This window comes from Pseudomonas sp. MDT1-16 (genome assembly GCF_054898115.1).
This window is the reverse complement of the sequence record NZ_CM142717.1, coordinates 5,827,334-5,851,160: the sequence shown is the minus strand read 5'-3', so window position 1 is coordinate 5,851,160 and position 23,827 is coordinate 5,827,334. Positions and strand designations below refer to the sequence as shown.

Genomic DNA, 23,827 nt, shown 5'->3' with positions numbered 1-23,827 from the left:
AAGAAGGATAGCGCGGTATATCAGGCAGTCCGCGTTATCGTTCTTCGCGGGCAAGCCTCGCTCCTACAGGAGATGCGGTTGTCAGAAAAGTTTTAATGGCTCTTCGTTGAGTGCGGCCAGTTGTTCGCGCAACGCCAACACTTGATCACCCCAATACCGCTCCGTGCCGAACCACGGAAAACTGTGCGGGAATGCCGGGTCGTCCCAGCGGCGGGCGAGCCAGGCGCTGTAGTGCATCAGGCGCAAGGCGCGCAGGGGTTCGATCAACGCGAGTTCCCGCGGATCGAAGTCGTGGAACTCACTGTAGCCGTCCATCAATTCCGACAACTGACCGAGACATTCCTGACGATCACCGGCGAGCATCATCCAGATGTCCTGCACCGCCGGGCCCATGCGACAGTCGTCCAGGTCGACGATATGGAACATCTCGTCGCGGCACATCATGTTGCCGGGGTGGCAGTCGCCGTGCATGCGGATGTTCTTGTGCGGCGTAACGTTGTAAACCTCTTCCACACGCTTGAGCAGGTCGCGGGCCACCGACTCGTAGGCTGGCAGCAAACTGCGCGGTATGAAATTCCCTTCGAGCAATGTCGTCAGCGAGTCATGACCGAAATTCTTCACGCCCAGCGCTTCGCGGTGTTCGAACGGCTTTGTAGCGCCGACGGCGTGCAGGCGACCGAGCAGTTGCCCCAGGCGATACAGCTGATCGAGATTGCCAGGCTCTGGCGCACGGCCACCACGGCGGGGGAACAGGGTGAATCGGAAACCGGCGTGTTCATGCAGGCTGGCACCGTTGTGAATCATCGGCGCGACCACCGGCACGTCGCACTCGGCGAGTTCGAAGGTGAATTGGTGCTCTTCGAGAATCGCTTCGTTGGTCCAGCGCTGCGGACGGTAGAACTTGGCGATCAGCGGCTCGGAGTCTTCGATGCCGACCTGATAGACACGGTTCTCATAGCTGTTGAGCGCCAGAATGCGCGCGTCGCTGAGAAAGCCAATGCTTTCGACGGCATCGAGCACGAGGTCTGGGGTGAGGGTTGCAAACGGGTGGGCCATGCTGACTCCTGCGCGCGGCAGGCTGCCGCGTCCGGCCAAGCATGGTAGCGCAGACGGGGCTTCTTTAGTGGGATCGTTCCCACGCAGCGTGGGAACGATCATCAAGAGGCCCGGTCAGGCGCCGACGATCCCGCCATCTTCCCGGGAAATCGCCATCACCGAAGACCGTGGCTTGCCATTCGGCAGATGCTCAGGGAACGTCGACCCACCGTTCTCCCCCGGATGCTGAATCCCGACAAACAAGGTTTTCTGGTCGGGCGAGAAGCTGATCCCCGTCACCTCACAGCCCACCGGCCCGACCATGAAGCGCCGAATCTCTCCGGTTACCGGGTCAGCGCAGAGCATCTGATTGTTGCCCATACCCGCGAAATCACCGGCATTGCTCGAGTCGCCATCGGTTTGAATCCACAACCGTCCGGCATCATCGAAAGCCAACCCATCCGGGCTGTTGAACATGTTCTGTGGCGTGATGTTCGACGAACCGCCCTTCGGCGTGCCGGCGTGGACGCCCGGGTTACCGGCGACCACGAACAGATCCCAGGAAAAGCTTTTGGCACCGTGATCGTCACGGTCGGTGCGCCAGCGCAGAATCTGCCCATAGACGTTTTTCTCGCGCGGGTTAGGTCCGCCCACCGGCTGGCCATCCTCGCCACGCTTGGCGTTGTTGGTCAGCGTGCAATACACCTGGCCATCCTTGGGGCTGACGACGATCCACTCCGGACGGTCCATACGCGTGGCTTTCACCACCGTGGCCGCGAGGCGCGCGTGAATCAGCACTTCGGCCTGACTGGCAAAACCGCTGCTGGCGTCGAGGCCGTTTTTGCCGTGGGTCAGCTCGACCCACTCGCCCTGGCCTTTCGGGTGATCGGCATTGCCGTCACCCGCGTCGAAACGCGCCACGTACAGAGTGCCGTGGTCCAGCAGGTCGCGGTTGGCCTTGGGGTTTTTGTGGTTGATCTTGTCGCGGCTGACGAATTTGTAGATGAACTCGCCGCGCTCGTCGTCGCCCATGTACACCACGGCGTGACCGTCATTGGTTTCGGCAAGGGCGGCGTTTTCATGTTTGAAACGACCCAGCGCGGTGCGTTTGACTGGCGTCGATTGCGGGTCGAACGGGTCGATTTCCACCACCCAGCCGTGACGGTTGAGTTCGTTGGGGTTTTTCGCCAAGTCGAAGCGCTCGTCGTGCGGGTGCCAGTTGATCTCTTTGCTGGCCGCCACCGCGCCGTAGCGTTTCTGCGCGGCGTCGAACTTTTGCTCGGCATTACTGCTGCCAAAGCAGTCGGTGAAGTTCTCTTCGCAGGTCAGATACGTGCCCCACGGCGTCTTGCCGTTGGCGCAGTTCTGGAAGGTGCCAAGGACGTTCTTGCCGTGTGGGTCGGCACTGGTTTTCAACAGCTCGTGGCCAGCGGCCGGGCCGCTCAGACTGATCGGCGCGTTGCCGTGAATGCGCCGGTTGTAGCGCGAGCCCTGGACGAAATGCCACTGGCCGTTCTTGCGCTGCACTTCGATCACTGACACGCCTTCACAGGCCAACGCCTTGCGCACGTCTGCAGCCGACTGCGGCATGCCGCCGTGAGCGTAGAGGTAGCGATAGTTGGTGTATTCGTTGTTGATCGCCATCAGCGCCCGGTTGTTGTCATCGGGGAATTCGAACAGGCTCATGCCGTCGTTGTTGTCGCCGAACTGGATTTCCTGATGCTCGGCCGTGCCGTTGCCACTCGCGTCGAACGCCGGGCCGTTGTTCTGCAGGGGCTGCCCCCAGCTGATCAACACCGAAGATGTGTAGCCTGGCGGCAGGCTGATGGCGTCGCTGGTGGCGGCGGAAATACTGTCAAAACCCAACAGTTTGCTGGAGCCGGCGCTGACGCTGGCGGCCAGCACGCTGCGGCTCAGCAGGTTGCCACCCAGGAACATTGCTGCACCGCAAAGGGCGCCGGCGCTGATGAAGCCTCGACGGCTGAGGCCGACCATATTCTCGAGGTCGGTGGATTGGTTGTCTTCTAATAGGCTCATATCAAGCTCCCTGCGGGTTTTTGCAGTCACCTTAAAGCGCGTTAATGACGCTAATGTTTCAGAGCGGTGTACCGAGCAAGATGTTGGACGGCGCGAATTGCACCCGCACCGGTTTATCGGCGGCGAGGCCGAGGGTTTTCAAGTGCAGCGGTTCGGCCAGCGCGCACAGTGTCTGGCCGTTGGGCAAGCCGACGCGCACTTCGCTGGGGCCGTTCTCGGCGTCGAGAATTTCTTCGATGATGCCCGCCAGGCAATTGTGTCCCGGCGTTGCGTCGTCCTCGATACCCAGCAGGTCGAGCCAACCAGCCTTGATCAGGGCGACCACTTCGGTGCCGGTTTCCAATTCCAGCCGCAGAGTGCTGTCGTGGGTGATCTGCGCATCGATGGTCAAGCCTTCTGCCAATTCAAGACGAATCCGGTCGTTGTGCCCTTGGTTATCGATCGCCACAACCTTGCCATGCAATTGATTGCGCGCGCTGGTTCTGAGCATCAGCCGACCGAGCAGGTCCAAGTCGCTGGCATCTTCGGCGGCTTCCAGCACCTGAGCCTGCAAGGCTTGCAGCTTTTGATACAGGCGCAATACGCGCTCGCCTTCGCTGGAGAGTTTGGCGCCGCCACCGCCCTTACCGCCGACACTGCGCTCCACCAACGGTTTTTGCGCGAGGTTGTTCAACTCATCGATGGCGTCCCAGGCCGCTTTGTAACTCAGGCCCGCGCTTTTGGCGGCGCGGGTGATCGAGCCCTGTTCGGCGATGTGCTGCAGTAACGCGATGCGCTGTGGACGACGGACGATGTGCTGGGACAACAACGTAGGCAAGGACATGGCAAGACGCTTTGGGCTGTGGCGATGAGAAGGACGTTGGCGGCTTGGGGCCCGGGAGTCAAGTCAGGGCACATCGCCGGGTTTGGGTGTGCGGGCCAGGCAATAGACGTCCACCCGCGCAGCGCCGGCGTCCATCAACAGCCGAGCGAGGGCCTGGGCTGTGGCGCCGGTGGTGAGCACGTCGTCGACCACTGCCAAATGTCGACCCTTGATGGACGCATCGGGCGTAAGAGTGAAGGCATTGCGCAGGTTTTTTTTGCGGGCGTCGGCATTCAGCTCCTGTTGCGCGCGGGTGTCCTGAATCCTCAACAGCAGCGTTTCATCACAAGGAATGTCGAGGCTGGCGCTGAGCCAGCGGGCCAGCATTGCGGCCTGATTGAAACCCCGTTGGCGCAGGCGCCTGGCGGCCAGCGGCACCGGGACCAGAGCGTCGGGCCGTTCTAGATCCTCATCGAAGCAATTTTGCAGGAATTGCGCGAGAAGTTCGGCGAGCAGGCGGCCAAACGGCCACTTCGCAGAATGTTTGAAGCGCATGATCAACGTGTCTACCGGAAAGCTGTACGTCCATGGCGCGGCCACTCGCTCGAAGGCGGGCGGTTGTTTCAGGCATTGGCCACAGGTCAGGCCTGCGGTGGGCAGCGGCAGCGCGCAGGTTTGGCAATGATCGCCAAGCCAGGGCAGATCGGTTTCGCACGCCATGCAGATGGGCGTGGGTCCTTCGGTTGCTTCACTGCAGAGTAAACAGTGTTGGTCATTGTTTAACCAGATGTAGACCGGTCCTGCGTATCGTGGTTGACAGCGCATCGCTCTTCCTTAAATATGCCGAACATCCGTGTCGCGTCTGTGGGTATTCCATTCCCCAGCCGCAAGCCATGCATAAAACAAGGAAACGCCCATGAGCGCCAGCACCACTGCAACCCTGCGTCATGACTGGTCTTTGGCCGAAGTCAAAGCACTCTTCGTTCAGCCATTCAACGACCTGTTGTTCCAGGCGCAGACGGTGCACCGCGCACATTTCGACGCCAACCGGGTCCAGGTGTCGACGCTGCTGTCGATCAAAACCGGCGCCTGCCCGGAAGATTGCAAATATTGTCCGCAGTCCGGTCACTACAACACCGGCCTGGAAAAAGAAAAACTGATGGAAGTGCAGAAGGTCCTCGAAGAGGCCGCTCGCGCCAAGGCCATCGGTTCGACCCGTTTCTGCATGGGCGCGGCGTGGAAGCACCCGTCGGTTAAAGACATGCCGTATGTACTGGAAATGGTCAAAGGCGTGAAAGCCATGGGCCTGGAAACCTGCATGACCCTCGGTCGTCTGGATCAGGATCAGACCGAAGCGCTGGCCCAAGCCGGCCTCGACTACTACAACCACAACCTCGATACCTCGCCTGAGTTCTACGGCAGCATCATCACCACCCGTACTTACAGTGAGCGCCTGCAAACCCTGGCTTACGTGCGTGACTCGGGAATGAAGATCTGCTCCGGCGGGATCCTCGGCATGGGCGAGTCGCTTGATGACCGCGCCAATCTGCTGATCCAGCTGGCCAACCTGCCAGAGCATCCTGAGTCGGTGCCAATCAACATGCTGGTGAAAGTCGCCGGTACGCCGCTGGAAAACGCCGACGATATCGACCCGTTCGACTTCATCCGCATGCTTGCTGTCGCCCGCATCCTGATGCCGCAATCCCACGTGCGCCTGTCCGCCGGCCGCGAAGCGATGAACGAGCAGATGCAGGCCCTGGCGTTCTTCGCCGGTGCCAACTCGATTTTCTACGGCGATAAATTGCTGACCACCGCCAACCCGCAGGCCGACAAGGACATGCAACTGTTCGGGCGCTTAGGGATCCTGCCGGAAGCGCGCGAAGAGCACGCTGACGAAGTCCATCAGGCGGCTATCGAGCAGGCGTTGGTTGAGCAGAAGAGCAGCGAGCAGTTTTATAACGCTGCGGTCTGACTTCCCCCGCCCTGTAGGAGCGAGCGGTTCGGCGTTCCTACAGGGATCGTGTGTTTTTTCTTACTCGCGAGGCCTGCATGTCTTTCGATCTCGCCGCGCGCCTTGCTGCCCGTCGTGCCGAAAATCTTTATCGCCATCGCCCATTGCTCGAAAGCCCTCAAGGCCCGGAAGTGGTGGTTGATGGTCAGCCGTTGCTGGCGTTCTGTAACAACGACTACCTGGGCCTCGCCAATCACCCGCAAGTGATCGAAGCCTGGCGCGCCGGAGCAACTCGTTGGGGCGTCGGCGGCGGGGCGTCGCATTTGGTCATCGGCCACAGCAGCCCGCATCACGCGCTGGAAGAGGCCTTGGCCGATTTCACCGGTCGCCCGCGCGCGCTGTTGTTCACCACGGGGTACATGGCCAACCTCGGCGCGGTCACCGCGCTGGTCGGGCAGGGCGATACGGTGCTGGAAGACCGGCTCAATCACGCGTCGTTGCTGGATGCGGGGCTGTTGTCCGGTGCGCGCTTCAATCGCTACCTGCACAACGACGCGGCGAGTCTGGCCAAGCGTCTCGAGAAGGCGACCGGCAACACTCTGATCGTCACCGACGGCGTGTTCAGCATGGACGGCGACATCGCCGACCTGCCGGCGCTGGCTCGGGAGGCAAAAGCCCAAGGTGCATGGTTGATGGTCGATGACGCTCACGGGTTTGGTCCGCTGGGCGCCCATGGCGGCGGGATTGTCGAGCATTTCGGCCTGAGTCAGGAAGACGTGCCGGTATTGGTCGGCACCCTCGGCAAGGCGTTCGGTACGGCCGGGGCTTTTGTGGCTGGCAGCGAGGAGCTGATCGAGAGCCTGATCCAGTTCGCCCGTCCCTACATTTACACCACCAGCCAGCCGCCGGCGCTGGCTTGCGCGACGCTGAAAAGCCTTGAACTGCTGCGTAGCGAACACTGGCGACGTGAGCATCTGAAAACGCTGATCTGCCAATTCCGCCACGGTGCCGAGCAGATCGGCCTGGAGTTGATGGACAGCTTCACGCCGATCCAACCGATCATGATCGGCGATGCCGGGCGTGCGGTTCGACTGTCGCAGATGTTGCGCGAACGCGGTCTGATGGTGACGGCGATCCGCCCACCGACCGTGCCCGCCGGCAGCGCTCGTCTGCGCGTGACCCTGACCGCCGCCCACAGCGAGGCGCAGGTGCAGCTATTGTTAAAGGGACTGGCCGATTGTTTTCAACAACTTGGACCGGAGCCAAGCCATGCGTAATCGTTTGATTCTGCTACCCGGCTGGGGTCTCGGGATTTCTCCTCTGGAGCCCTTGGCGGCCGCGTTACAAGGGCTGGATGAACACCTGCGGGTCGAGATCGAACCGTTGCCGGAACTGGAATCAAGCGATCTTGAGGAGTGGCTTGATGAGTTGGATTCGACGGTGCCACAGGATGTCTGGCTCGGTGGCTGGTCCCTGGGCGGTATGCTCGCTTCCGAGTTGGCGGCGCGGCGCGGCGATCGTTGCTGCGGCTTGCTGACGCTGGCGAGCAATCCAAGCTTCGTGGCTTGGGCTGGCTGGACCAATGCCATGCACGAAGAGGATTTCACTGCGTTCCTTAACGCCTGTCGTCTTGACCCAGGCGCGACCTTGAAACGCTTCAGCCTGCTTTGCTCCCAAGGATCTACTGACCCGCGGTCGCTTGCTCGGCTTTTATTAGCGGCAGCCCCCAAAACTACGGCACCTGTGCTGCTCAGTGGCTTGGAACTGTTGGGTGGGTTGGGCACGCGTCAGGCCTTACTGGACTTTCAAGGGCCGCAACTGCATTTGTTCGCCGGCCTCGACGGGCTAGTCCCGGCAGAAGCTGCCGGGGAGCTTTTGGCGCTACTGCCGGACGTCGAAATCGGTCTGATTGAACAGGCCAGTCACGCGTTTCTCCTGGAAGACCCCCACGGTGTGGCGGGGGCGATCCAGGCCTTTTTGCATGAGTTCGGTGATGACTGATTTATCCCTTCCCAACCTGCCCGGCGGCTTGCCCGACAAACGCCAGGTGGCGGCATCCTTTTCCCGCGCGGCGGCGAGCTATGACAGCGTGGCCGAATTGCAGCGTGATGTTGGCAGTGAATTGTCGAGTCGTTTGCCAGCGGACTTTGTGCCGGGTGTCTGGCTGGACCTGGGCTGCGGCACCGGGCATTTCAGCCGTGCATTGGGCGAGCGATTTCCTGCCAGTAACGGACTGGCATTGGATATCGCCGAAGGCATGCTCAATCACGCCCGGCCATTGGGGGGGGCAACGCATTTCATCGCAGGCGATGCCGAGCGGTTGCCGTTGCAGGATTCGACCTGCGATTTGATCTTCTCCAGCCTGGCGGTGCAGTGGTGTGCAGACTTCGCCTCGGTGCTCAGTGAGGCGCATCGGGTGCTGAAACCGGGCGGAATTTTCGCGTTTGCTAGTCTGTGCGTGGGCACGTTGTTTGAGCTGCGTGACAGCTGGCGTCAGGTGGACGGCATGGTGCACGTCAACCGCTTCCGCGAGTTCGGGGTTTATCAACAGCTGTGCGCGGCCAGCGGTTTGAGCGTCGCAAGCCTGGAAACCCGACCGCACGTGTCGCATTACCCGGATGTGCGCAGCCTGACCCATGAACTCAAGGCGCTGGGCGCGCACAACCTGAACCCCGGTCGGCCGGGTGGTTTGACCGGCAGGGCGCGGATCCTCGGCTTGATCGAGGCTTATGAGCAATTTCGTCAGGCCGAAGGTCTGCCGGCGACTTATCAAGTGGTGTACGCCGTTTTGGAGAAACCCTAATGAGCGCAGCGTATTTCATCACCGGTACGGACACCGATGTTGGCAAGACCACGGTTGCCGCAGGCTTGCTGCATGCCGCGCGGTTGGCGGGATTGAGTACGGCGGCGGGCAAGCCGGTCGCCTCCGGTTGCGATGTGACGCCCAAGGGCTTGCGCAATGCCGATGCATTGGCGTTGCTGGCGGAGTGTTCGGTGCCTTTGACTTATGCACAGGTCAACCCTGTGGCGTTCGAGCCCGCCATCGCTCCGCATCTGGCGGCACGGGAGGCCGGTGTGGCATTGACGGTGCAATCATTGTTGGCGCCCATGCGGGAAATTCTCAATATGCAGGCGGATTTTACCTTGATCGAAGGTGCTGGCGGCTGGCGGGTGCCTTTGGCAGATCAGGATAATCTGTCGGACCTGGCGATGGCGCTGGATCTGCCGGTGATCCTGGTGGTGGGTGTGCGCCTGGGTTGCATCAACCATGCGCTGCTGACGGCCGAGGCAATTGCTCAGGACGGTTTGCAGTTGGCGGGGTGGGTGGCCAATATCATTGATGCGAAGACTTCACGTCTGGAAGAAAACCTTGCGACCCTGGCCGAGCGGATCCCGGCACCGTGCCTGGGGCGGGTGCCGAAACTCAAGTTGGTGACCGCCGAGGCGGTGGCCGAGCATCTTCAACTGGATTTGCTGGACTGAAATTTTTTGGGTGGGCTTTAACTATGACAAGGCACTGTGCCATTAGTGTTTTTGTCGGGCCTTTTGCCGGCGGGTCTGGTTCAATGGCTGCTGTTGATCCTTTGCAAGGACGAGTTCCCCCATGGAAATCTCAGGAAACACCGCTTTTTATGCCGGTCTGAGCACTATTCAGACAGGGCAGAACCGTGTCGATCAAGCCTCTGGCCAGATCGCCAACACGACGATCGAGCGCTCGGTGACCAGCCAGTCTTCCGAGGCTCAGGTTGATCGTCTGCGTTCGGTAGATCGCAGTCAGCAGTCGGACCTGGCCAGTAACATGGTCGAGATGTCCCAAGGTAAATTTCAGGTTGAGCTGGGTGTCAAAGTCGCCAAGGCATCCGACGAAGTGCTCGGTACGTTGATCGATACGTTCGCCTGATCCCTCGCTCAATCCGCTTCTTCGACGCCGCGACTTTTCGCGGCGTTTTTCTGCGTAAGTCTTTCTCGCTCAACTAATCTTTCCTGCACAGCGTGTTGCTCAGTCAACGGTGTTGCCCTGCGCTGTGCCCGGTATTCCCACGGCGTGATGACGAATGGCAAAAGATCGGCGCTTGACAAGATTTAGGCGTAAACGTATGTTTCAAACAACTGTTTGACCGTCACAACAAATCAACACGGTCGTTCATTCCCGGTTACATCAGCAGAGGTTTATCGCTATGCCTGACTACAAGGCCCCCTTGCGTGATATTCGCTTCGTTCGTGACGAACTGCTCGGCTACGAAGCCCACTATCAGAGCCTTCCGGCTTGCCAGGACGCAACTCCAGACATGGTTGACGCCATTCTCGAAGAAGGCGCCAAGTTTTGTGAGCAGGTGCTGGCTCCGCTGAACCGCGTGGGTGACACCGAAGGTTGCACCTGGAGCGAGTCCGGCGTTAAAACCCCGACTGGCTTCAAAGAAGCCTACAAACAATTCGTCGAAGGCGGCTGGCCAAGCCTGGCCCACGACGTAGAGCACGGTGGCCAGGGCCTGCCGGAGTCTCTGGGTCTGGCTGTCAGCGAAATGGTTGGCGAAGCCAACTGGTCGTGGGGCATGTACCCAGGCCTGTCCCATGGCGCGATGAACACCATTTCCGAGCACGGCACGCCTGAGCAGCAAGAGGCTTACCTGACCAAACTGGTTTCCGGCGAGTGGACCGGCACTATGTGCCTGACCGAACCGCACTGCGGCACCGACCTGGGCATGCTGCGTACCAAGGCTGAACCTCAGGCCGACGGTTCCTACAAAGTATCCGGCACCAAGATCTTCATCTCGGCCGGCGAACATGACATGGCCGACAACATCGTCCACATCGTGCTGGCACGCCTGCCGGATGCACCGGCTGGCACCAAAGGCATTTCGCTGTTCATCGTTCCCAAGTTCATGCCGAACGAAGACGGTTCGATCGGCGCTCGCAACGCCGTGACCTGTGGTTCCCTGGAACACAAGATGGGTATCCACGGTAACGCCACGTGCGTGATGAACTTCGACGCGGCGACCGGTTTCCTCATCGGCCCGGCAAACAAAGGCCTGAACTGCATGTTCACCTTCATGAACACCGCACGCCTGGGGACTGCGCTGCAAGGTCTGGCTCATGCCGAGATTGGCTTCCAGGGCGGCCTGAAATACGCTCGCGATCGTCTGCAAATGCGCTCCCTGACCGGCCCGAAAGCGCCAGAAAAAGCCGCTGACCCGATCATCGTTCACCCTGATGTACGTCGCATGCTGTTGACCATGAAAGCCTTCGCCGAAGGCAACCGTGCGATGGTTTACTTCACCGCCAAGCAAGTCGACATCGTCAAATACGGCGTGGACGAAGAAGAGAAGAAGAAAGCCGACGCACTGCTGGCTTTCATGACGCCAATTGCCAAAGCCTTCATGACTGAAGTCGGCTTCGAGTCCGCCAACCACGGCGTACAAATCTATGGCGGCCACGGCTTCATCGCCGAGTGGGGCATGGAGCAGAACGTTCGCGACAGCCGCATTTCGATGCTGTACGAAGGCACCACCGGTATCCAGGCACTCGACCTGCTGGGCCGTAAAGTGCTGATGACTCAAGGCGAGGCTCTGAAAGGCTTCACCAAGATCGTCCACAAGTTCTGCCAGACCAACGAAGGCAACGAAGCGGTCAAAGAGTTCGTCGAGCCATTGGCTGCACTGAACAAAGAGTGGGGCGAGCTGACCATGAAGGTCGGTATGGCTGCCATGAAAGACCGCGAAGAAGTCGGCGCGGCGTCGGTGGACTACCTGATGTACTCCGGTTACGCCTGCCTGGCTTATTTCTGGGCTGACATGGCGCGTCTGGCTGCCGAGAAACTGGCTGCCGGTACTACCGAAGAGGCGTTCTACACCGCCAAGCTGCAGACTGCGCGCTTCTACTTCCAGCGCATCCTGCCGCGTACTCGCACTCATGTTGTCACCATGCTATCGGGCGCCAACAACCTGATGGACATGAAAGAAGAGAACTTCGCGCTGGGCTACTAAGCCTTAACGCAGTTCTTAAAAAAGCCGCTGTTTCCTCGGGAGCAGCGGTTTTTTTGTGCGCGATATCAACGCGTAAATATTCCTGACTAAAACGCTAAGAAGAACGCCTTTGCTGCCGTTAAAGAGGATGGCGATGTGACATGCTGCTCAAGGAGCAGGCACAATGCCATCCTGTTTGCCGGGTTGGAGCTTTACCCTTGCCGCGTTCTTCCGCTGTGCGTTACAGCCATTTCCTGCCGTCATTAGTGCTTTTGCTTGCGGGGCTTGCGGCTGCGTACGTGAAGGATCTGAACGTCTTTTTCACCTCGCTGTTCAACGTACTGCCAACGCTGGTGTTGTTGCTCGGCGGTGCTTACTGCGCGGTTTACCGACGTCAGCGTGAGCTGTTTCTGATGGTCACGGTGTATATCGCCTACTTCCTGCTCGACACCCAGACGGATTACTACCGCGACAATGGCAAAGTCCGTGAAGACGCCGCGGTGGTCTTCCATCTGTGCTGCCTGTTGCTGCCGCTGCTCTTTGGCGTGTTCGCCGCCTGGCAGGAGCGCACCCACCTGTTCCAGGACATGGTGGCGCGCTTCGCGGTATTGATGGCCTTCGGTAGCGTAGCGTTGGGGCTGGAACAAAGTTACCCACAAGCGCTGTTGATGTGGCTGTCGCAGATCCGTTGGCCAGCCTTGCATGGCGCCTGGATGAGCTTGATCCAGTTGTCTTATCCAGTGTTCATCGCCTCGTTTGCGTTACTGGCCTGGCAATACTGGCGCAACCCGAGACCCTTGCATGCTGCCCAATTGGTGGGCTTGCTCGGGTTGTTCTGGATGTTGCCGAAAACGTTCATCCTGCCGTTCACCCTGAACATCATGTGCAGTCAGGTGATGTTGATGATTGCCGCAGCGGTCGCCCATGAGGCCTATCAAATGGCCTTCCGTGACGAGCTTACCGGTCTGCCGGGCCGCCGCGCCTTGAACGAGCGGATGCAGCGGTTGGGGCGCAATTACGTGCTGGCAATGAGCGACGTCGACCACTTCAAGAAATTCAACGACACCCACGGCCACGATGTCGGCGACCAGGTGCTGCGACTTGTCGCCAGCAAACTGTCGAAAATCGGCGGAGGCGGTAAGGCATATCGCTACGGCGGTGAGGAATTCGCCCTGGTGTTCGCGGGCAAGACCCTAGAAGAGTGCATGCCGCACCTGGAAGTCATCCGCGAGTCCATCGCCACCTACAACATTCAGCTGCGCAATCAGGACAGCCGCCCCCAGGATGACCAGCAAGGTCGCCAGCGCCGGGCGGGTTCGGGCGCCTCAAGTGTGTCGGTCACCGTCAGTATTGGTGTCGCCGAACGATTGGAGCAGCGTACCCCCGAAAAAGTGCTCAAGTCCGCTGACGAGGCGCTCTACAGCGCCAAGGGAGCGGGGCGAAACTGTGTGGTGGCGTTCGGTCAGAACCGCCGTGGCGCGGTGCGCATGGACGCCGCTAATGATTGAGTGATGATGACGCATTCAGCGTCTGGACTGTGATTGTGAGGGCGGGTGCGCGGCAGTAGGTTTGGGGAATCTGCTGCCGGAGAAATGACCATGCCTGAGTACAAAGCTCCCCTGCGCGACATGCGCTTTTTGATCGACCACGTCTTCGATTTTCACAGCAACTACGCCGCGCTGGGCGCCACCGATGCCAGCCCGGACATGGTCAATGTGATCCTCGAGGAAGGTGCCAAATTCTGTGAGAACGTTCTCGCACCGCTGAACCGCAGCGGCGACGAAGAAGGCTGCCATTTCGACAATGGTGTGGTCACGACGCCTACAGGCTTCAAGCAGGCATTCGCACAATACGTTGAAGGCGGCTGGCATGGCCTGGCGGCTGATCCGGTTTACGGTGGCCAGGGTTTGCCGAGTTCACTGGGGCTGGTCATCAGCGAAATGGTCGGCTCCAGCAACACCTCCTGGGGCATGTACCCCGGCCTGACCCACGGCGCGATGTCGGCAATTCACGCCCATGGCACTGAAGAACAAAAACAGACTTACCTGAGCAAACTCACTGCAGGCCAATGGACCGGCACCATGTGCCTGACCGAAGCCCATTGCGGCACCGACCTGGGCATCATCAAAACCCGCGCGGTGCCTGCGGCCGATGGCAGTTACGCGATCTCCGGCAGCAAGATTTTCATCTCCGCCGGCGAGCACGACATGAGCGACAACATTATTCACCTGGTGCTGGCGAAACTGCCGGATGCTCCGGCCGGCACCAAGGGCATTTCGCTGTTTATCGTTCCTAAATTCCTACCCAATGACGAGGGTGATGCTGGCGAGCGCAACGGCGTTTCCTGCGGCTCGATTGAACACAAAATGGGCATCAAGGCTTCAGCCACCTGCGTACTGAATTTCGACGACGCCAGGGGTTTCTTGATCGGTGAGCCGAACAAGGGCCTGAACTGCATGTTCACCATGATGAATCATGCGCGGCTGGGTACCGGCATGCAGGGTTTGTGTCTGGGGGAGGCGAGCTTTCAGGGCGCGATCAAGTACGCCAACGACCGTCTGCAGATGCGCTCGCTGACCGGTCCGAAAGCACCGGAAAAAGCCGCTGATCCAATCATTGTTCATCCTGACGTGCGCAGGATGTTACTGACCATGAAGGCCTTCAACGAAGGCAATCGGGCGCTGACTTACTTCACCGCGCAGTTGCTGGACGTGGCGCATTTGAGCCCGGATGAAACGGCGCGTCAGGAGGCCGAAGACCTGCTGGCGTTCCTCACGCCGATCTGCAAAGCCTTCATGACCGATACCGGACTGGAAGTGACCAACCACGGCATGCAGGTGTTTGGTGGTCACGGATTCATCCGCGAGTGGGGCATGGAGCAGTTGGTTCGTGACTGCCGGATCGCACCGATCTATGAAGGCACCAACGGCATTCAGGCGCTGGACTTGCTTGGAAGAAAAGTCCTCGGCAGCCAAGGGAAATTGCTGCGCGGGTTCACCAAAATCGTCCACAAGTTCTGTGCGGAAAACGCCGGGCATCCGCAACTCGCCAGCTACGTGGCGCAGCTCAACGACCTGAATCAGCAGTGGGGAGAGGTGACCGCCAAGGTCGGCATGGCCGCGATGAAAAATCCGGATGAAGTGGGCGCGGCCTCGGTGGATTACCTGATGTACAGCGGTTACATCATCCTCGGCTATCTGTGGCTGCGCATGGCGTTGGTCGCTCAGGCACAGCTCGATTCGGGCAGTGATGATGCCGATTACTGCCAGGCGAAACTGGCGACCAGCGAGTTTTACTTCAAACGTTTGTTGCCACGCACGGCTGCTCATCGCGCGGCCATCGAAGCGGGCAGCGATTGCCTGATGAAGCTGCCTGCGGAGTTGTTCGCGCTATAGTTTTTCAAACCGTCGGAAAAGAGCCCGCCTAGCTGCGGGCTTCTTTAATGGTCGGATTATTGGTGACTAAAAATAACAAAACGGTCACGTGCTGACCCTATGTGTCGTAAAAGTTGTTGGGTTACACTCGAACCCAACGAAAGCAACATTCCTACGAATCACCTGTTTAGATCTTGCGAGGTTTGCCATGGCTGACTACAAAGCGCCCCTGCGCGATATGCGCTTCGTCCTCAATGAAGTGTTCGAGGTCGCTAAACTCTGGGCCGAACTGCCTGCGCTCGCCGAGACTGTCGATGCGGAAACGGTTGAAGCCATTCTTGAAGAAGCCGGCAAGGTCACCAGCAAAAGCATCGCGCCCCTGAGCCGTGCGGCTGACGAAGAGGGTTGCCATTGGGCCGATGGTGCCGTCACCACGCCGGCCGGTTTCCCACAGGCTTATCAGACTTACGCTGAAGGCGGTTGGGTCGGTGTCGGTGGCGATCCGACCTACGGCGGCATGGGCATGCCCAAGGCGGTTTCGGCTCAGGTCGAAGAAATGGTCAACTCCGCCAGTCTGTCGTTTGGTCTGTATCCGATGTTGACCGCCGGCGCCTGCCTGTCGATCAACGCCCACGCCAGCGAAGCGCTGAAAGCCGCGTACCTGCCGAACATGTACGCCGGCGTCTGGGCCGGCTCCATGTGCCTGACCGAGCCCCACGCCGGTACTGATCTGGGCATCATCCGCACCAAGGCCGAACCTCAGGCCGACGGTTCCTACAAAGTCAGTGGCACCAAGATCTTCATCACCGGTGGTGAGCACGATCTGACCGAAAACATCATCCATCTGGTGCTGGCCAAACTGCCGGATGCGCCGGCGGGTCCGAAAGGCATTTCGCTGTTCCTGGTGCCGAAGTTCATGGTCAACGCCGATGGCACTCTCGGTGCGCGTAACCCGGCCAGCTGCGGTTCGATCGAACACAAGATGGGCATTCAGGCGTCAGCGACTTGCGTGATGAACTTCGACGAAGCCGTGGGTTACCTGGTCGGCGAGCCGAACAAAGGCCTGGCGGCGATGTTCACCATGATGAACTACGAGCGTCTGGGTGTGGGTATCCAGGGCCTGGCCACCGGCGAGCGCTCGTACCAGAACGCCGTCGAGTACGCCCGCGACCGTCTGCAAAGCCGTTCGCCGACCGGTGCGCAGAACAAGGACAAGGTCGCTGACCCGATCATCGTCCACCCGGACGTGCGTCGCATGCTGCTGACCATGAAAGCCTCGAACGAAGGCGGCCGTGCCTTCTCGACCTACGTGGCCATGCAACTGGACACCGCCAAATTCAGTGAAGACGCCACGACCCGCAAACGCGCGGAAGATTTGGTGGCCCTGCTGACTCCGGTGGCCAAGGCGTTCCTGACCGACCTGGGTCTGGAAACCACGGTTCACGGCCAGCAGATTTTCGGCGGTCACGGTTACATCCGTGAGTGGGGCCAGGAGCAACTGGTGCGCGACGTGCGCATCACCCAGATCTACGAAGGCACCAACGGCATTCAGGCGCTGGACCTTGTAGGACGCAAGATCGTCGGCACCGGCGGGGCGTTCTACAACCTGTTCGCTGACGAGATCCGTCATTTCACCGCGACCGCCAGCGCTGACCTGGTGGAGTTCACCAAGCCGCTGAACGAAGCGGTGACCACCCTCGACGAGCTGACGGCCTGGTTGCTCGACCGTGCGAAAAACAACCCGAACGAAATCGGCGCTGCCTCGGTCGAGTACCTGCAAGCATTCGGTTATGTGGCCTACGCCTACATGTGGGCACTGATGGCCAAGGCGGCCTTGGGTAAAGAAGCGCAGGACGATTTCTACGCAAGCAAGCTGGGCACGGCGCGGTTCTATTTCGCACGCCTGCTGCCGCGTATTCACTCATTGAGCGCGTCGGTGAAGGCCGGCAGCGAGTCGTTGTTTCTGCTGGACGCAGGACAGTTCTGACAATGTAACGTCGTGTAAGCATTTTCTTACATGACGTGCTGCTCTTCTCCCATAGAAGCAAATTGGATCCACAGCTAATCTACTTTACATGGACGTCGCGCAGGAAGCGCAAAGCAACAACACGGACACGTAGGATTCTGCCAGGACGGTGGAGTGAAATGGATGTCAGGGAAACAGTCTGTAAAGCCCCGCTTCGGCGGGGTTTTCTTTTACCTGCAGAAAAGTGTTCAGCCTATATCATCCAGTCTTGCCGGGCTGTTCAAACGCCCTCCGAGCCATTCATCACTTCTTCCAGCAGCGTACGCCATAACGCCAGCGAGGCTTGTTGTCGCGGCACATCCCGACACACCAATCCGACTTTCAGCGGCACCCGCGGCTCGGCAGTGCCGCAAAGGGATTGCCGTCTGATCAGACCCGCCCTACACGAATTCCCGAACCGTCTCGCGGTACAACGCATCGCCCCCTGCCTGATTCTTTTGGCGTGGGGCGTTTTTTTGTCTCTGCGTTTTGCCAAACGCATTTCAGTGCTTGAGCGGTAGCGGGATCAATGGTTTTTTAAAAGGACCGGCAAGGAATGCCGGTGCCGGTGAAACAACATTGTTGTGGAACTGGCTTTGAGTTCCATACCACTGAGTGGTATGTTTATGGAAGGGATGCCGATGCCACCAAGGTTATTCAAGACAAAGCGTTTTGCGATGCAGGCCGGAAAGGCCTGGGTCGGTGATGATGAGCTTCGGGAGGCATTCACCGAAATGCTCAATGGCCAGGCGGACAATCTCGACGGCGGGGTCTGGAAGAAGCGCTTGAATGCCAATCGCCATCGATCGATTGTTCTGGCAAGGGGTGGGCATTACTGGATTTATCAGTTGCTGTTTGCAAAGAAGGATCGGAGCAATATCAATTTTGCGGAGCTTACAGAATTGCGCGGTTTAGCCAAGGTCTATGGCGCATTGACCGAGATGCAAGTCCAGCACTTGCTGGACGCTAAGGAGTTTGTGGAGATACCCCATGAGTAAAAAATTCAAAAGTGAAGTATTTGAATCGATACACGAATCGGCCAGTACCTTGTTTGCCATCGGTGCAATCAGCAAGGCAACCATGCGTGAATTCGATGATTCGTGCCTTGCAACGGTTCCAGACGCGATCCCCGCTGAGCAGATCAAAGCGCTACGCGAGCGCAACAATGTCAGCCAACCGGTGTTCGCGCGTTATCTGAACACCAGCGCCTCGACGGTTAAACAATGGGAAGCGGGAGACAAGCACCCCAGTGGCATGGCGCTGAAGTTGCTGAGCATCGTTCAGAAACACGGTCTTGAGATACTGGCCTGAAGAACCGCACTGAACCCTGACGAACGGTACAGGTCGATTAGCTGTAGGCTCACACGAGCCAACTTACCCCATGGACTTTATTCGCATCATCATCGCCATTCTGTTGCCGCCACTGGGTGTGTTTCTGCAAGTCGGTTTCGCCGGCGCGTTCTGGCTGAATATTCTGCTGACGTTGTGCGGTTACATCCCTGGGATCGTGCATGCGGTGTACATCATCGCCAAGCGCTGAGTTTCGCGGGCAAGGCTTGCCCGCGAATGGAGCGCTGCGATTTCATTCCGACAGCGCCATCACCCTTCGATAAAACAACCACTCCTGCTCCAGTGCGTGGGCCTGATTGCCGGCCTTGCGAAAGCCATGGCGTTCGTCAGCGTAATAATGCGCTTCAACCAGAATGCCGTTGTCCTGCAACGCCGTGACCATGTCGCGGGTCTGTTGCGGAACCACCACGGCGTCCAGCTCACCCTGAAAGAAAATCACCGGAACACTGATATTGCCCGCATGCAATAGCGGTGTTCGTGCAGCGTAGCGTTCGGCATCCTGCACCGGGTCGCCGATCAGCCAATCCAGATAATCGCCTTCGAACTTGTGGGTCGTCCGGCCCAGTGCCACCGGATCACTAACGCCATACAGGCTGGCGCCGGCGCGGAAGACTGTATGAAAGGCCAGCGCACACAGTGTGGTGTAGCCACCGGCACTGCCACCGCGAATAAACGCCTGGTTGCCGTCGATCAGTCCGCGTTCGGCAAGATGAGCGACGACGGCGCAGGCATCCTCCACATCCACTTCGCCCCAGCTCAAATGCAGCGCTTGTCGATAAGCCCGGCCATAGCCACTGCTGCCGCGGTAGTTGAGGTCGGCCACAGCGAAGCCGCGTTGTGCCCAATACTGGATGCGCGGATCGAGCATCGGGTAGCAGGCCGAAGTCGGGCCACCGTGGATAAACACCACCAGAGGCGGTTTTTCCTCACGGTTCATCGCGGGATAGAAAAAGCCGTGTGCCTCGCCCGAACCGCTCGGGTAGCGCAGGGTTTGCGGGACGCTGATCTGTTCGGCGGGCAACGGTGCAACACCGCCAGCCAATGTTTTGACCTGCCGGGTTTGGCGGTCGATGGCAATGACTGCCGACGAACTGACTGGCGAGGCGGCGATGCAGTAAATGAACCGCTCATCCAGCGCGAGATGGCGGAACCGGCTGTAATCGCCAGTGAAATCTTCACGGGAGTCACCACAAAGACCCAGTCTGCCAAACCCGTTTTCGGTCCAGCTTGCCAGATAGCTGCCTTCGCTCAGCGGCAACCAGGTGCTGCCACCCAGCTGCCATGGCGCTGGCCCATGATCGGCAGCGGCACTCGGTAGCGGTTTCAGACCGTCTGTCGATTCCACCCAAGGCTGCCAGTAGCCGCCGCGATCAGTCAGGCAAAACAGGCGGCTACTTGCATCGAACCTCGGTTGTTGCAGCGATTCCTCCGCGTCTTCGCCAGCCACGCAACGCGGCAGAGCAAAGCTGCCATCGTTCTGGCGTTCGGCAACCATCAGGCGAGTCGCGGTCCATGGTTGATCCGGACGACTCCACTCAATCCACGCCAGTCGTTGCGCGTCGGGACTTAACGTCGGCGCGGCATAGAAGTCGGCGCCTTCGGCCAGCAGATGACGTACGCCGTCAGCCACATCAATAGCCACCAGGCGATGCCGATCGCGGTTTTCTTCAACCGCCAATACCTGCCCATCAGCGAACTGCAGATCGCCGTATCGGCATTCGCCTGAGCTCAGCAACTCAGGTGTTTCGCCTGCCAGCGATTGCCGATACAGCTGTTGGTCCGCCTCGTTGGCGAACACGATCCCGTCATCGGTCAGACAAAACGCTCCACCGCCATATTCGTACACCCGACTGCGCGCACTGAAGCCCGCTGGCGTCAGGCAATGCGCCTGGCCATCACGCCAATGCCAGATCCGGCAGGCGGCGTCCTCGGGTCGGTACTCGTTCCAGAACAAGCCGTGCCGGCCGACCTGCAACTCGGCGAAGTCGATGCCGGCCGCGACAGCCCTGGCAGCGCTGAAGGGTTCAACTTTTAGCGATGAGTCGTGAATTTCGTTCATTGCGAAAGGCCAGTTGTTCGATGGTCTGGGTCGCGTGCTCGGCTTCTTCGCGAGCCTTGAGGATCACGCCGTGATGTTCCGACTTGCTGCACACCGGGTCGGCATTGCTCGCGTCCCCCGTGAGCATGAATGCCTGGCAGCGACAGCCGCCGAAGTCCTTTTCTTTCTCGTCGCAGGAGCGGCATGGCTCGGGCATCCAGTCGTAGCCGCGGAAGCGGTTGAAGCCGAACGAGTCGTACCAGATGTGCTGCATGCTGTGGTCGCGCACGTTGGGAAACTGCACCGGCATCTGTCGGGCGCCGTGACAGGGCAGGGCGGTTCCGTCCGGCGTGACCGTCAGAAAAATACTGCCCCAACCGTTCATGCAGGCTTTCGGGCGCTCTTCGTAATAGTCCGGGGTGACGAAAATCAGTTTGCACGGATGCCCTTCGGCTTCCAGTTTGGCGCGGTATTCGTTGGTGATGCGTTCGGCGCGGACCAGTTGTTCCTTGGTCGGCAACAGACCGACCCGATTGAGCTGGGCCCAACCGTAAAACTGGCAAGTGGCGAGTTCCACAAAGTCCGCCTCAAGGGCGATGCACAACTCGATGATCCGGTCGATCTTGTCGATATTGTGCCGATGGGTTACGAAATTCAGCACCATCGGATAGCCATGGGCTTTCACTGCGCGAGCCATTTCCAGCTTCTGGGCGAAGGCCTTTTTCGAGCCGGCCAGCAAGTTGTTCACGTGCTCGTCGCTGGCCTGAAAGCTGATCTGAATGTGGTCCAGACCGGCCTTCTTGAAGGCGCTGATTTTCTGCTCGGTCAGGCCGATGCCTGAGGTGATCAGGTTGGTGTAGAAGCCCAGCTTGCGCGCCTCGGCAATCAGCTCGGCGAGGTCCTGGCGCACCAGCGGTTCGCCGCCGGAAAAGCCCAACTGCGCCGCGCCCATCTCCCGTGCTTCGCGGAACACCTTGATCCACTGTTCGGTGCTCAGTTCTTTACCTTGCTCGGCGAAGTCCAGCGGATTGGAGCAATACGGGCATTGCAGCGGGCAGCGATACGTCAGCTCGGCGAGCAGCCACAAAGGCAGACCGATTTCGGGCTTGGGCGGTAACTTGTCTGACGCGGAATCAGGCAAGTTCGATCCAGTGCTGAGCACGGGCGACCTCCATGAATTGCTCGATGTCTTCACCGAGCTCAGGCACGCCGGGGAACTGCGCGCCCAGTTCGGCGATGATCGCCGCGACATCACGCTCGCCATCGATCAAACCGCCGATCAGCGCGGCGCTTTCGTTGAGTTTGATCATGCCTTCCGGGTACAGCAGCACATGACCTTTCTGCGCCGGTTCGTACTGGAAGCGGTAGCCGGTACGCCAGGTTGGGGTCTTGCTGCGATCGAAACTCATAAGGTGATTCCTTTGTGCCAAACCCGTTGTTCGGTCACGCTGTGGTACGGCGGGCGATTCAATTCGTAGGCCATGCTCATGGCATCGAGCATGCTCCAAAGAATGTCCAGTTTGAACTGGAGAATTTCCAGCATGCGCTCTTGGCCGACCCGCGTCGTGTAGTGCTGCAAAGTGATTGCCAAACCGTGTTCTACATCACGGCGCGCCTGACCCAGGCGGGTGCGGAAATACTCGTAACCGGCCGGATCGATCCACGGGTAATGCTGCGGCCAGCTGTCCAGGCGCGACTGGTGGATCTGCGGCGCGAACAGTTCGGTCAGCGAGCTGCTGGCGGCTTCCTGCCAACTGGCCCGGCGGGCGAAGTTGACGTAGGCGTCCACGGCAAAACGCACGCCCGGCAGTACCAATTCCTGAGAGCGCAGCTGATCCAGGTCGAGGCCGACGGCCTGGCCCAGGCGCAGCCAGGCTTCGATGCCGCCGTCTTCGCCGGGGGCGCCGTCATGGTCGAGCAAGCGCTGAATCCACTCACGACGAATCTCGCGGTCCGGGCAGTTGGCGAGGATCGCGGCGTCCTTGAGTGGAATGTTCACCTGATAATAGAAACGGTTGGCGACCCAGCCCTGGATCTGTTCGCGCGTCGCCCGGCCTTCATACATCGCCACGTGATACGGGTGATGGATGTGGTAGTAGGCGCCCTTGGCGCGCAGGGCCGCTTCGAACTCGGCGGGGGACATTGCTGTGTCAGTCATTTCGGTTCTCCGGGAACAACCGGTTGATTCTGAGGTGTCAGTTCGGACGCCTTCGCGGGCAAGCCTCGCTCCTACATTTGGAAGGCATTCCCCTGTAGGAGCGAGGCTTGCCCGCGAAGGGGCCATCCGCTACAGCACAATACTCATGCCGTCGTAGGCCACTTCAACATTGCGCCGAGTCAGTTCTGCACGCTCTGGCGAATCCTCATCGAGAATCGGGTTGGTGTTGTTGATGTGGATAAGTACTTTGCGCTGCTTGGGCAGTTGTTCCAGCACCTCCAGCATGCCGCCGGGGCCGTTCTGTGCCAGGTGGCCCATTTCCCGACCGGTGCGAGTGCCGACGCCACGGCGCTGCATTTCATCGTCATCCCACATCGTGCCGTCCACCAGCAGGCAATCGCTGTCGGCCATGATTTCCAGCAGCGGTGCGTCGACCTTGCCCAGGCCCGGTGCGTAGAACAGTTTGCCACCGGTGTTGAGGTCTTCGACGATCAGGCCGATGTTGTCGCCCGGGTGTGGGTCGAAGCGGTGCGGCGAGTACGGCGGTGCGGCGCTGCGCAGCGGCAAGGGGGTGAAGCGCAGGCTCGGACAGGCCGGGATGGTGAAGCTTTGGTCAAGTTCGATGCGGTTCCAGGTCAGCCCGCCGTTCCAGTGGGTCAGCATCGGGAACAGTGGGAAACCGGTGCTCAAGTCTTCATGGACCATGTCGGTGCACCAGACCTGGTGCGGGCAACCTTCGCGCAGGCTGAGCAGGCCGGTGGTGTGATCGATCTGGCTGTCCATCAGGATGATCGCATTGATGCCGGTATCGCGCAGGGCGCGGCCCGGTTGCATCGGGGCGAAGCTCTGGAGCTGGGCGCGGATGTCCGGCGATGCGTTGCACAACACCCAGTTCACGCCGTTATCGGAAATCGCGATGGACGACTGGGTCCGCGCCTTGGCCCGCAGGCTGCCGTTGCGAAAACCTGCGCAATTCACGCAGTTGCAATTCCACTGCGGGAAACCACCGCCGGCGGCGGAACCTAGAATCTGAACAAACATGGCCGCTCCATCATTTTGAAAGCTGAAAATAAAAACGCCTCGGCAAACCGAGGCGCTGAACCAAGCTTTCTAC

General features: G+C 59.7%; 22 protein-coding genes and 1 pseudogene. 13 read left to right on the top strand and 10 right to left on the bottom strand.

The window, feature by feature from the left end; genetic code table 11:
* Positions 1 to 81: 81 nt before the first annotated feature.
* The 4 genes from ACYZT3_RS27110 to ACYZT3_RS27095 all read right to left on the bottom strand — a co-directional run bounded on the left by ACYZT3_RS27110 (position 82) and on the right by ACYZT3_RS27095 (position 4,699).
* Entirely contained in the window at positions 82 to 1,056 is a 975-nt protein-coding gene (locus ACYZT3_RS27110) for a serine/threonine protein kinase (protein ID WP_282381380.1), read from the bottom strand.
* A 114-nt stretch (positions 1,057 to 1,170) separates the two neighbouring features.
* On the bottom strand, positions 1,171 to 3,072 hold the full coding sequence (locus tag ACYZT3_RS27105; protein ID WP_282381382.1) for a PhoX family protein: 1,902 nt from the start codon (positions 3,070 to 3,072) through the stop codon (positions 1,171 to 1,173).
* A gap of 58 nt (positions 3,073 to 3,130) precedes the next feature.
* On the bottom strand, positions 3,131 to 3,895 hold the full coding sequence (locus ACYZT3_RS27100; protein ID WP_282381384.1) for a TOBE domain-containing protein: 765 nt from the start codon (positions 3,893 to 3,895) through the stop codon (positions 3,131 to 3,133).
* Positions 3,896 to 3,958: 63 nt separating this feature from the next.
* Positions 3,959 to 4,699, bottom strand: a complete 741-nt coding sequence (locus ACYZT3_RS27095; RefSeq protein WP_282381386.1) for a ComF family protein — start codon at positions 4,697 to 4,699, stop codon at positions 3,959 to 3,961.
* 91 nt (positions 4,700 to 4,790) lie between these two features.
* Here ACYZT3_RS27095 and bioB point away from each other — a divergent pair, with 91 nt between their 5' ends.
* From bioB to ACYZT3_RS27045, 10 genes are all read left to right on the top strand, one after another.
* Positions 4,791 to 5,846, top strand: a complete 1,056-nt coding sequence (gene bioB, locus ACYZT3_RS27090; protein ID WP_462031106.1) for a biotin synthase BioB — start codon at positions 4,791 to 4,793, stop codon at positions 5,844 to 5,846.
* Positions 5,847 to 5,923: 77 nt separating this feature from the next.
* Entirely contained in the window at positions 5,924 to 7,102 is a 1,179-nt protein-coding gene (gene bioF / locus ACYZT3_RS27085) for an 8-amino-7-oxononanoate synthase (RefSeq protein WP_462031105.1), read from the top strand.
* Entirely contained in the window at positions 7,095 to 7,826 is a 732-nt protein-coding gene (locus ACYZT3_RS27080; protein WP_282381392.1) for an alpha/beta fold hydrolase, read from the top strand. The genes bioF and ACYZT3_RS27080 overlap by 8 nt, the downstream gene beginning before the upstream one ends.
* The gene (bioC, locus tag ACYZT3_RS27075; protein WP_282381394.1) at positions 7,819 to 8,628 is read left to right on the top strand and encodes a malonyl-ACP O-methyltransferase BioC; all 810 of its coding nucleotides are present in this window, start codon (positions 7,819 to 7,821) and stop codon (positions 8,626 to 8,628) included. Before ACYZT3_RS27080 ends, bioC begins: the two co-directional genes overlap by 8 nt.
* On the top strand, positions 8,628 to 9,308 hold the full coding sequence (gene bioD, locus ACYZT3_RS27070) for a dethiobiotin synthase (RefSeq protein WP_462031104.1): 681 nt from the start codon (positions 8,628 to 8,630) through the stop codon (positions 9,306 to 9,308). Before bioC ends, bioD begins: the two co-directional genes overlap by 1 nt.
* A 121-nt stretch (positions 9,309 to 9,429) precedes the next feature.
* Positions 9,430 to 9,726, top strand: coding sequence for a pyrroloquinoline quinone biosynthesis protein PqqE (locus ACYZT3_RS27065; protein ID WP_150658478.1), 297 nt, complete (start codon positions 9,430 to 9,432; stop codon positions 9,724 to 9,726).
* A gap of 277 nt (positions 9,727 to 10,003) precedes the next feature.
* Entirely contained in the window at positions 10,004 to 11,809 is a 1,806-nt protein-coding gene (locus ACYZT3_RS27060) for a phenylacyl-CoA dehydrogenase (RefSeq protein ID WP_282381406.1), read from the top strand.
* A gap of 197 nt (positions 11,810 to 12,006) precedes the next feature.
* On the top strand, positions 12,007 to 13,296 hold the full coding sequence (locus ACYZT3_RS27055) for a GGDEF domain-containing protein (RefSeq protein WP_282381408.1): 1,290 nt from the start codon (positions 12,007 to 12,009) through the stop codon (positions 13,294 to 13,296).
* 90 nt (positions 13,297 to 13,386) lie between these two features.
* Positions 13,387 to 15,183, top strand: a complete 1,797-nt coding sequence (locus ACYZT3_RS27050) for an acyl-CoA dehydrogenase C-terminal domain-containing protein (RefSeq protein ID WP_462031103.1) — start codon at positions 13,387 to 13,389, stop codon at positions 15,181 to 15,183.
* A gap of 187 nt (positions 15,184 to 15,370) precedes the next feature.
* Positions 15,371 to 17,149: an acyl-CoA dehydrogenase C-terminal domain-containing protein gene (locus ACYZT3_RS27045; protein WP_462031102.1), complete on the top strand. Its 1,779-nt coding sequence runs from the start codon at positions 15,371 to 15,373 to the stop codon at positions 17,147 to 17,149.
* Positions 17,150 to 17,376: 227 nt separating this feature from the next.
* On the opposite strand, the pseudogene ACYZT3_RS27040 reads toward ACYZT3_RS27045, so the two are convergent.
* Positions 17,377 to 17,531 (bottom strand): annotated as a pseudogene (locus tag ACYZT3_RS27040) (LysR family transcriptional regulator); the annotation flags it as partial.
* 277 nt (positions 17,532 to 17,808) lie between these two features.
* Here ACYZT3_RS27040 and ACYZT3_RS27035 point away from each other — a divergent pair.
* The 3 genes from ACYZT3_RS27035 to ACYZT3_RS27025 all read left to right on the top strand — a co-directional run bounded on the left by ACYZT3_RS27035 (position 17,809) and on the right by ACYZT3_RS27025 (position 18,707).
* The gene (locus ACYZT3_RS27035; protein WP_462032432.1) at positions 17,809 to 18,165 is read left to right on the top strand and encodes a type II toxin-antitoxin system RelE/ParE family toxin; all 357 of its coding nucleotides are present in this window, start codon (positions 17,809 to 17,811) and stop codon (positions 18,163 to 18,165) included.
* A complete protein-coding gene (locus ACYZT3_RS27030; RefSeq protein WP_462031101.1) occupies positions 18,158 to 18,478 on the top strand; it encodes a helix-turn-helix domain-containing protein in 321 nt (106 codons plus the stop codon). Before ACYZT3_RS27035 ends, ACYZT3_RS27030 begins: the two co-directional genes overlap by 8 nt.
* Positions 18,479 to 18,548: 70 nt before the next feature.
* Positions 18,549 to 18,707, top strand: coding sequence for a YqaE/Pmp3 family membrane protein (locus tag ACYZT3_RS27025; RefSeq protein WP_007904205.1), 159 nt, complete (start codon positions 18,549 to 18,551; stop codon positions 18,705 to 18,707).
* A 42-nt stretch (positions 18,708 to 18,749) separates the two neighbouring features.
* On the opposite strand, the gene ACYZT3_RS27020 is transcribed toward ACYZT3_RS27025, so the two are convergent.
* From ACYZT3_RS27020 to pqqB, 5 genes are all read right to left on the bottom strand, one after another.
* Positions 18,750 to 20,576: an alpha/beta hydrolase family protein gene (locus tag ACYZT3_RS27020; RefSeq protein ID WP_462031100.1), complete on the bottom strand. Its 1,827-nt coding sequence runs from the start codon at positions 20,574 to 20,576 to the stop codon at positions 18,750 to 18,752.
* Positions 20,542 to 21,696 (bottom strand): pyrroloquinoline quinone biosynthesis protein PqqE, encoded by a 1,155-nt coding sequence (gene pqqE / locus ACYZT3_RS27015; RefSeq protein WP_282381454.1) that lies wholly within the window; start codon positions 21,694 to 21,696, stop codon positions 20,542 to 20,544. The genes ACYZT3_RS27020 and pqqE overlap by 35 nt, the downstream gene beginning before the upstream one ends.
* Positions 21,689 to 21,964, bottom strand: a complete 276-nt coding sequence (gene pqqD / locus ACYZT3_RS27010) for a pyrroloquinoline quinone biosynthesis peptide chaperone PqqD (RefSeq protein WP_282381417.1) — start codon at positions 21,962 to 21,964, stop codon at positions 21,689 to 21,691. The genes pqqE and pqqD overlap by 8 nt, the downstream gene beginning before the upstream one ends.
* Positions 21,961 to 22,713, bottom strand: coding sequence for a pyrroloquinoline-quinone synthase PqqC (pqqC, locus tag ACYZT3_RS27005; protein ID WP_462031099.1), 753 nt, complete (start codon positions 22,711 to 22,713; stop codon positions 21,961 to 21,963). Before pqqC ends, pqqD begins: the two co-directional genes overlap by 4 nt.
* Before the next feature lie 129 nt (positions 22,714 to 22,842).
* Positions 22,843 to 23,754, bottom strand: coding sequence for a pyrroloquinoline quinone biosynthesis protein PqqB (gene pqqB / locus ACYZT3_RS27000; RefSeq protein WP_462031098.1), 912 nt, complete (start codon positions 23,752 to 23,754; stop codon positions 22,843 to 22,845).
* Between the last annotated feature and the right edge of the window lie 73 nt (positions 23,755 to 23,827).

Bases quoted from the DNA above. Each gene is read 5' to 3' on its own strand.
- ACYZT3_RS27110 (WP_282381380.1), bottom strand. From the start codon at position 1,056: ATGGCCCACCCGTTTGCAACCCTCACCCCAGACCTCGTGCTCGATGCC.
- ACYZT3_RS27105 (WP_282381382.1), bottom strand. From the start codon at position 3,072: ATGAGCCTATTAGAAGACAACCAATCCACCGACCTCGAGAATATGGTC.
- ACYZT3_RS27100 (WP_282381384.1), bottom strand. From the start codon at position 3,895: ATGTCCTTGCCTACGTTGTTGTCCCAGCACATCGTCCGTCGTCCACAG.
- ACYZT3_RS27095 (WP_282381386.1), bottom strand. From the start codon at position 4,699: ATGCGCTGTCAACCACGATACGCAGGACCGGTCTACATCTGGTTAAAC.
- bioB (WP_462031106.1), top strand. From the start codon at position 4,791: ATGAGCGCCAGCACCACTGCAACCCTGCGTCATGACTGGTCTTTGGCC.
- bioF (WP_462031105.1), top strand. From the start codon at position 5,924: ATGTCTTTCGATCTCGCCGCGCGCCTTGCTGCCCGTCGTGCCGAAAAT.
- ACYZT3_RS27080 (WP_282381392.1), top strand. From the start codon at position 7,095: ATGCGTAATCGTTTGATTCTGCTACCCGGCTGGGGTCTCGGGATTTCT.
- bioC (WP_282381394.1), top strand. From the start codon at position 7,819: ATGACTGATTTATCCCTTCCCAACCTGCCCGGCGGCTTGCCCGACAAA.
- bioD (WP_462031104.1), top strand. From the start codon at position 8,628: ATGAGCGCAGCGTATTTCATCACCGGTACGGACACCGATGTTGGCAAG.
- ACYZT3_RS27065 (WP_150658478.1), top strand. From the start codon at position 9,430: ATGGAAATCTCAGGAAACACCGCTTTTTATGCCGGTCTGAGCACTATT.
- ACYZT3_RS27060 (WP_282381406.1), top strand. From the start codon at position 10,004: ATGCCTGACTACAAGGCCCCCTTGCGTGATATTCGCTTCGTTCGTGAC.
- ACYZT3_RS27050 (WP_462031103.1), top strand. From the start codon at position 13,387: ATGCCTGAGTACAAAGCTCCCCTGCGCGACATGCGCTTTTTGATCGAC.
- ACYZT3_RS27045 (WP_462031102.1), top strand. From the start codon at position 15,371: ATGGCTGACTACAAAGCGCCCCTGCGCGATATGCGCTTCGTCCTCAAT.
- ACYZT3_RS27035 (WP_462032432.1), top strand. From the start codon at position 17,809: ATGCCACCAAGGTTATTCAAGACAAAGCGTTTTGCGATGCAGGCCGGA.
- ACYZT3_RS27030 (WP_462031101.1), top strand. From the start codon at position 18,158: ATGAGTAAAAAATTCAAAAGTGAAGTATTTGAATCGATACACGAATCG.
- ACYZT3_RS27025 (WP_007904205.1), top strand. From the start codon at position 18,549: ATGGACTTTATTCGCATCATCATCGCCATTCTGTTGCCGCCACTGGGT.
- ACYZT3_RS27020 (WP_462031100.1), bottom strand. From the start codon at position 20,576: ATGAACGAAATTCACGACTCATCGCTAAAAGTTGAACCCTTCAGCGCT.
- pqqD (WP_282381417.1), bottom strand. From the start codon at position 21,964: ATGAGTTTCGATCGCAGCAAGACCCCAACCTGGCGTACCGGCTACCGC.
- pqqC (WP_462031099.1), bottom strand. From the start codon at position 22,713: ATGACTGACACAGCAATGTCCCCCGCCGAGTTCGAAGCGGCCCTGCGC.
- pqqB (WP_462031098.1), bottom strand. From the start codon at position 23,754: ATGTTTGTTCAGATTCTAGGTTCCGCCGCCGGCGGTGGTTTCCCGCAG.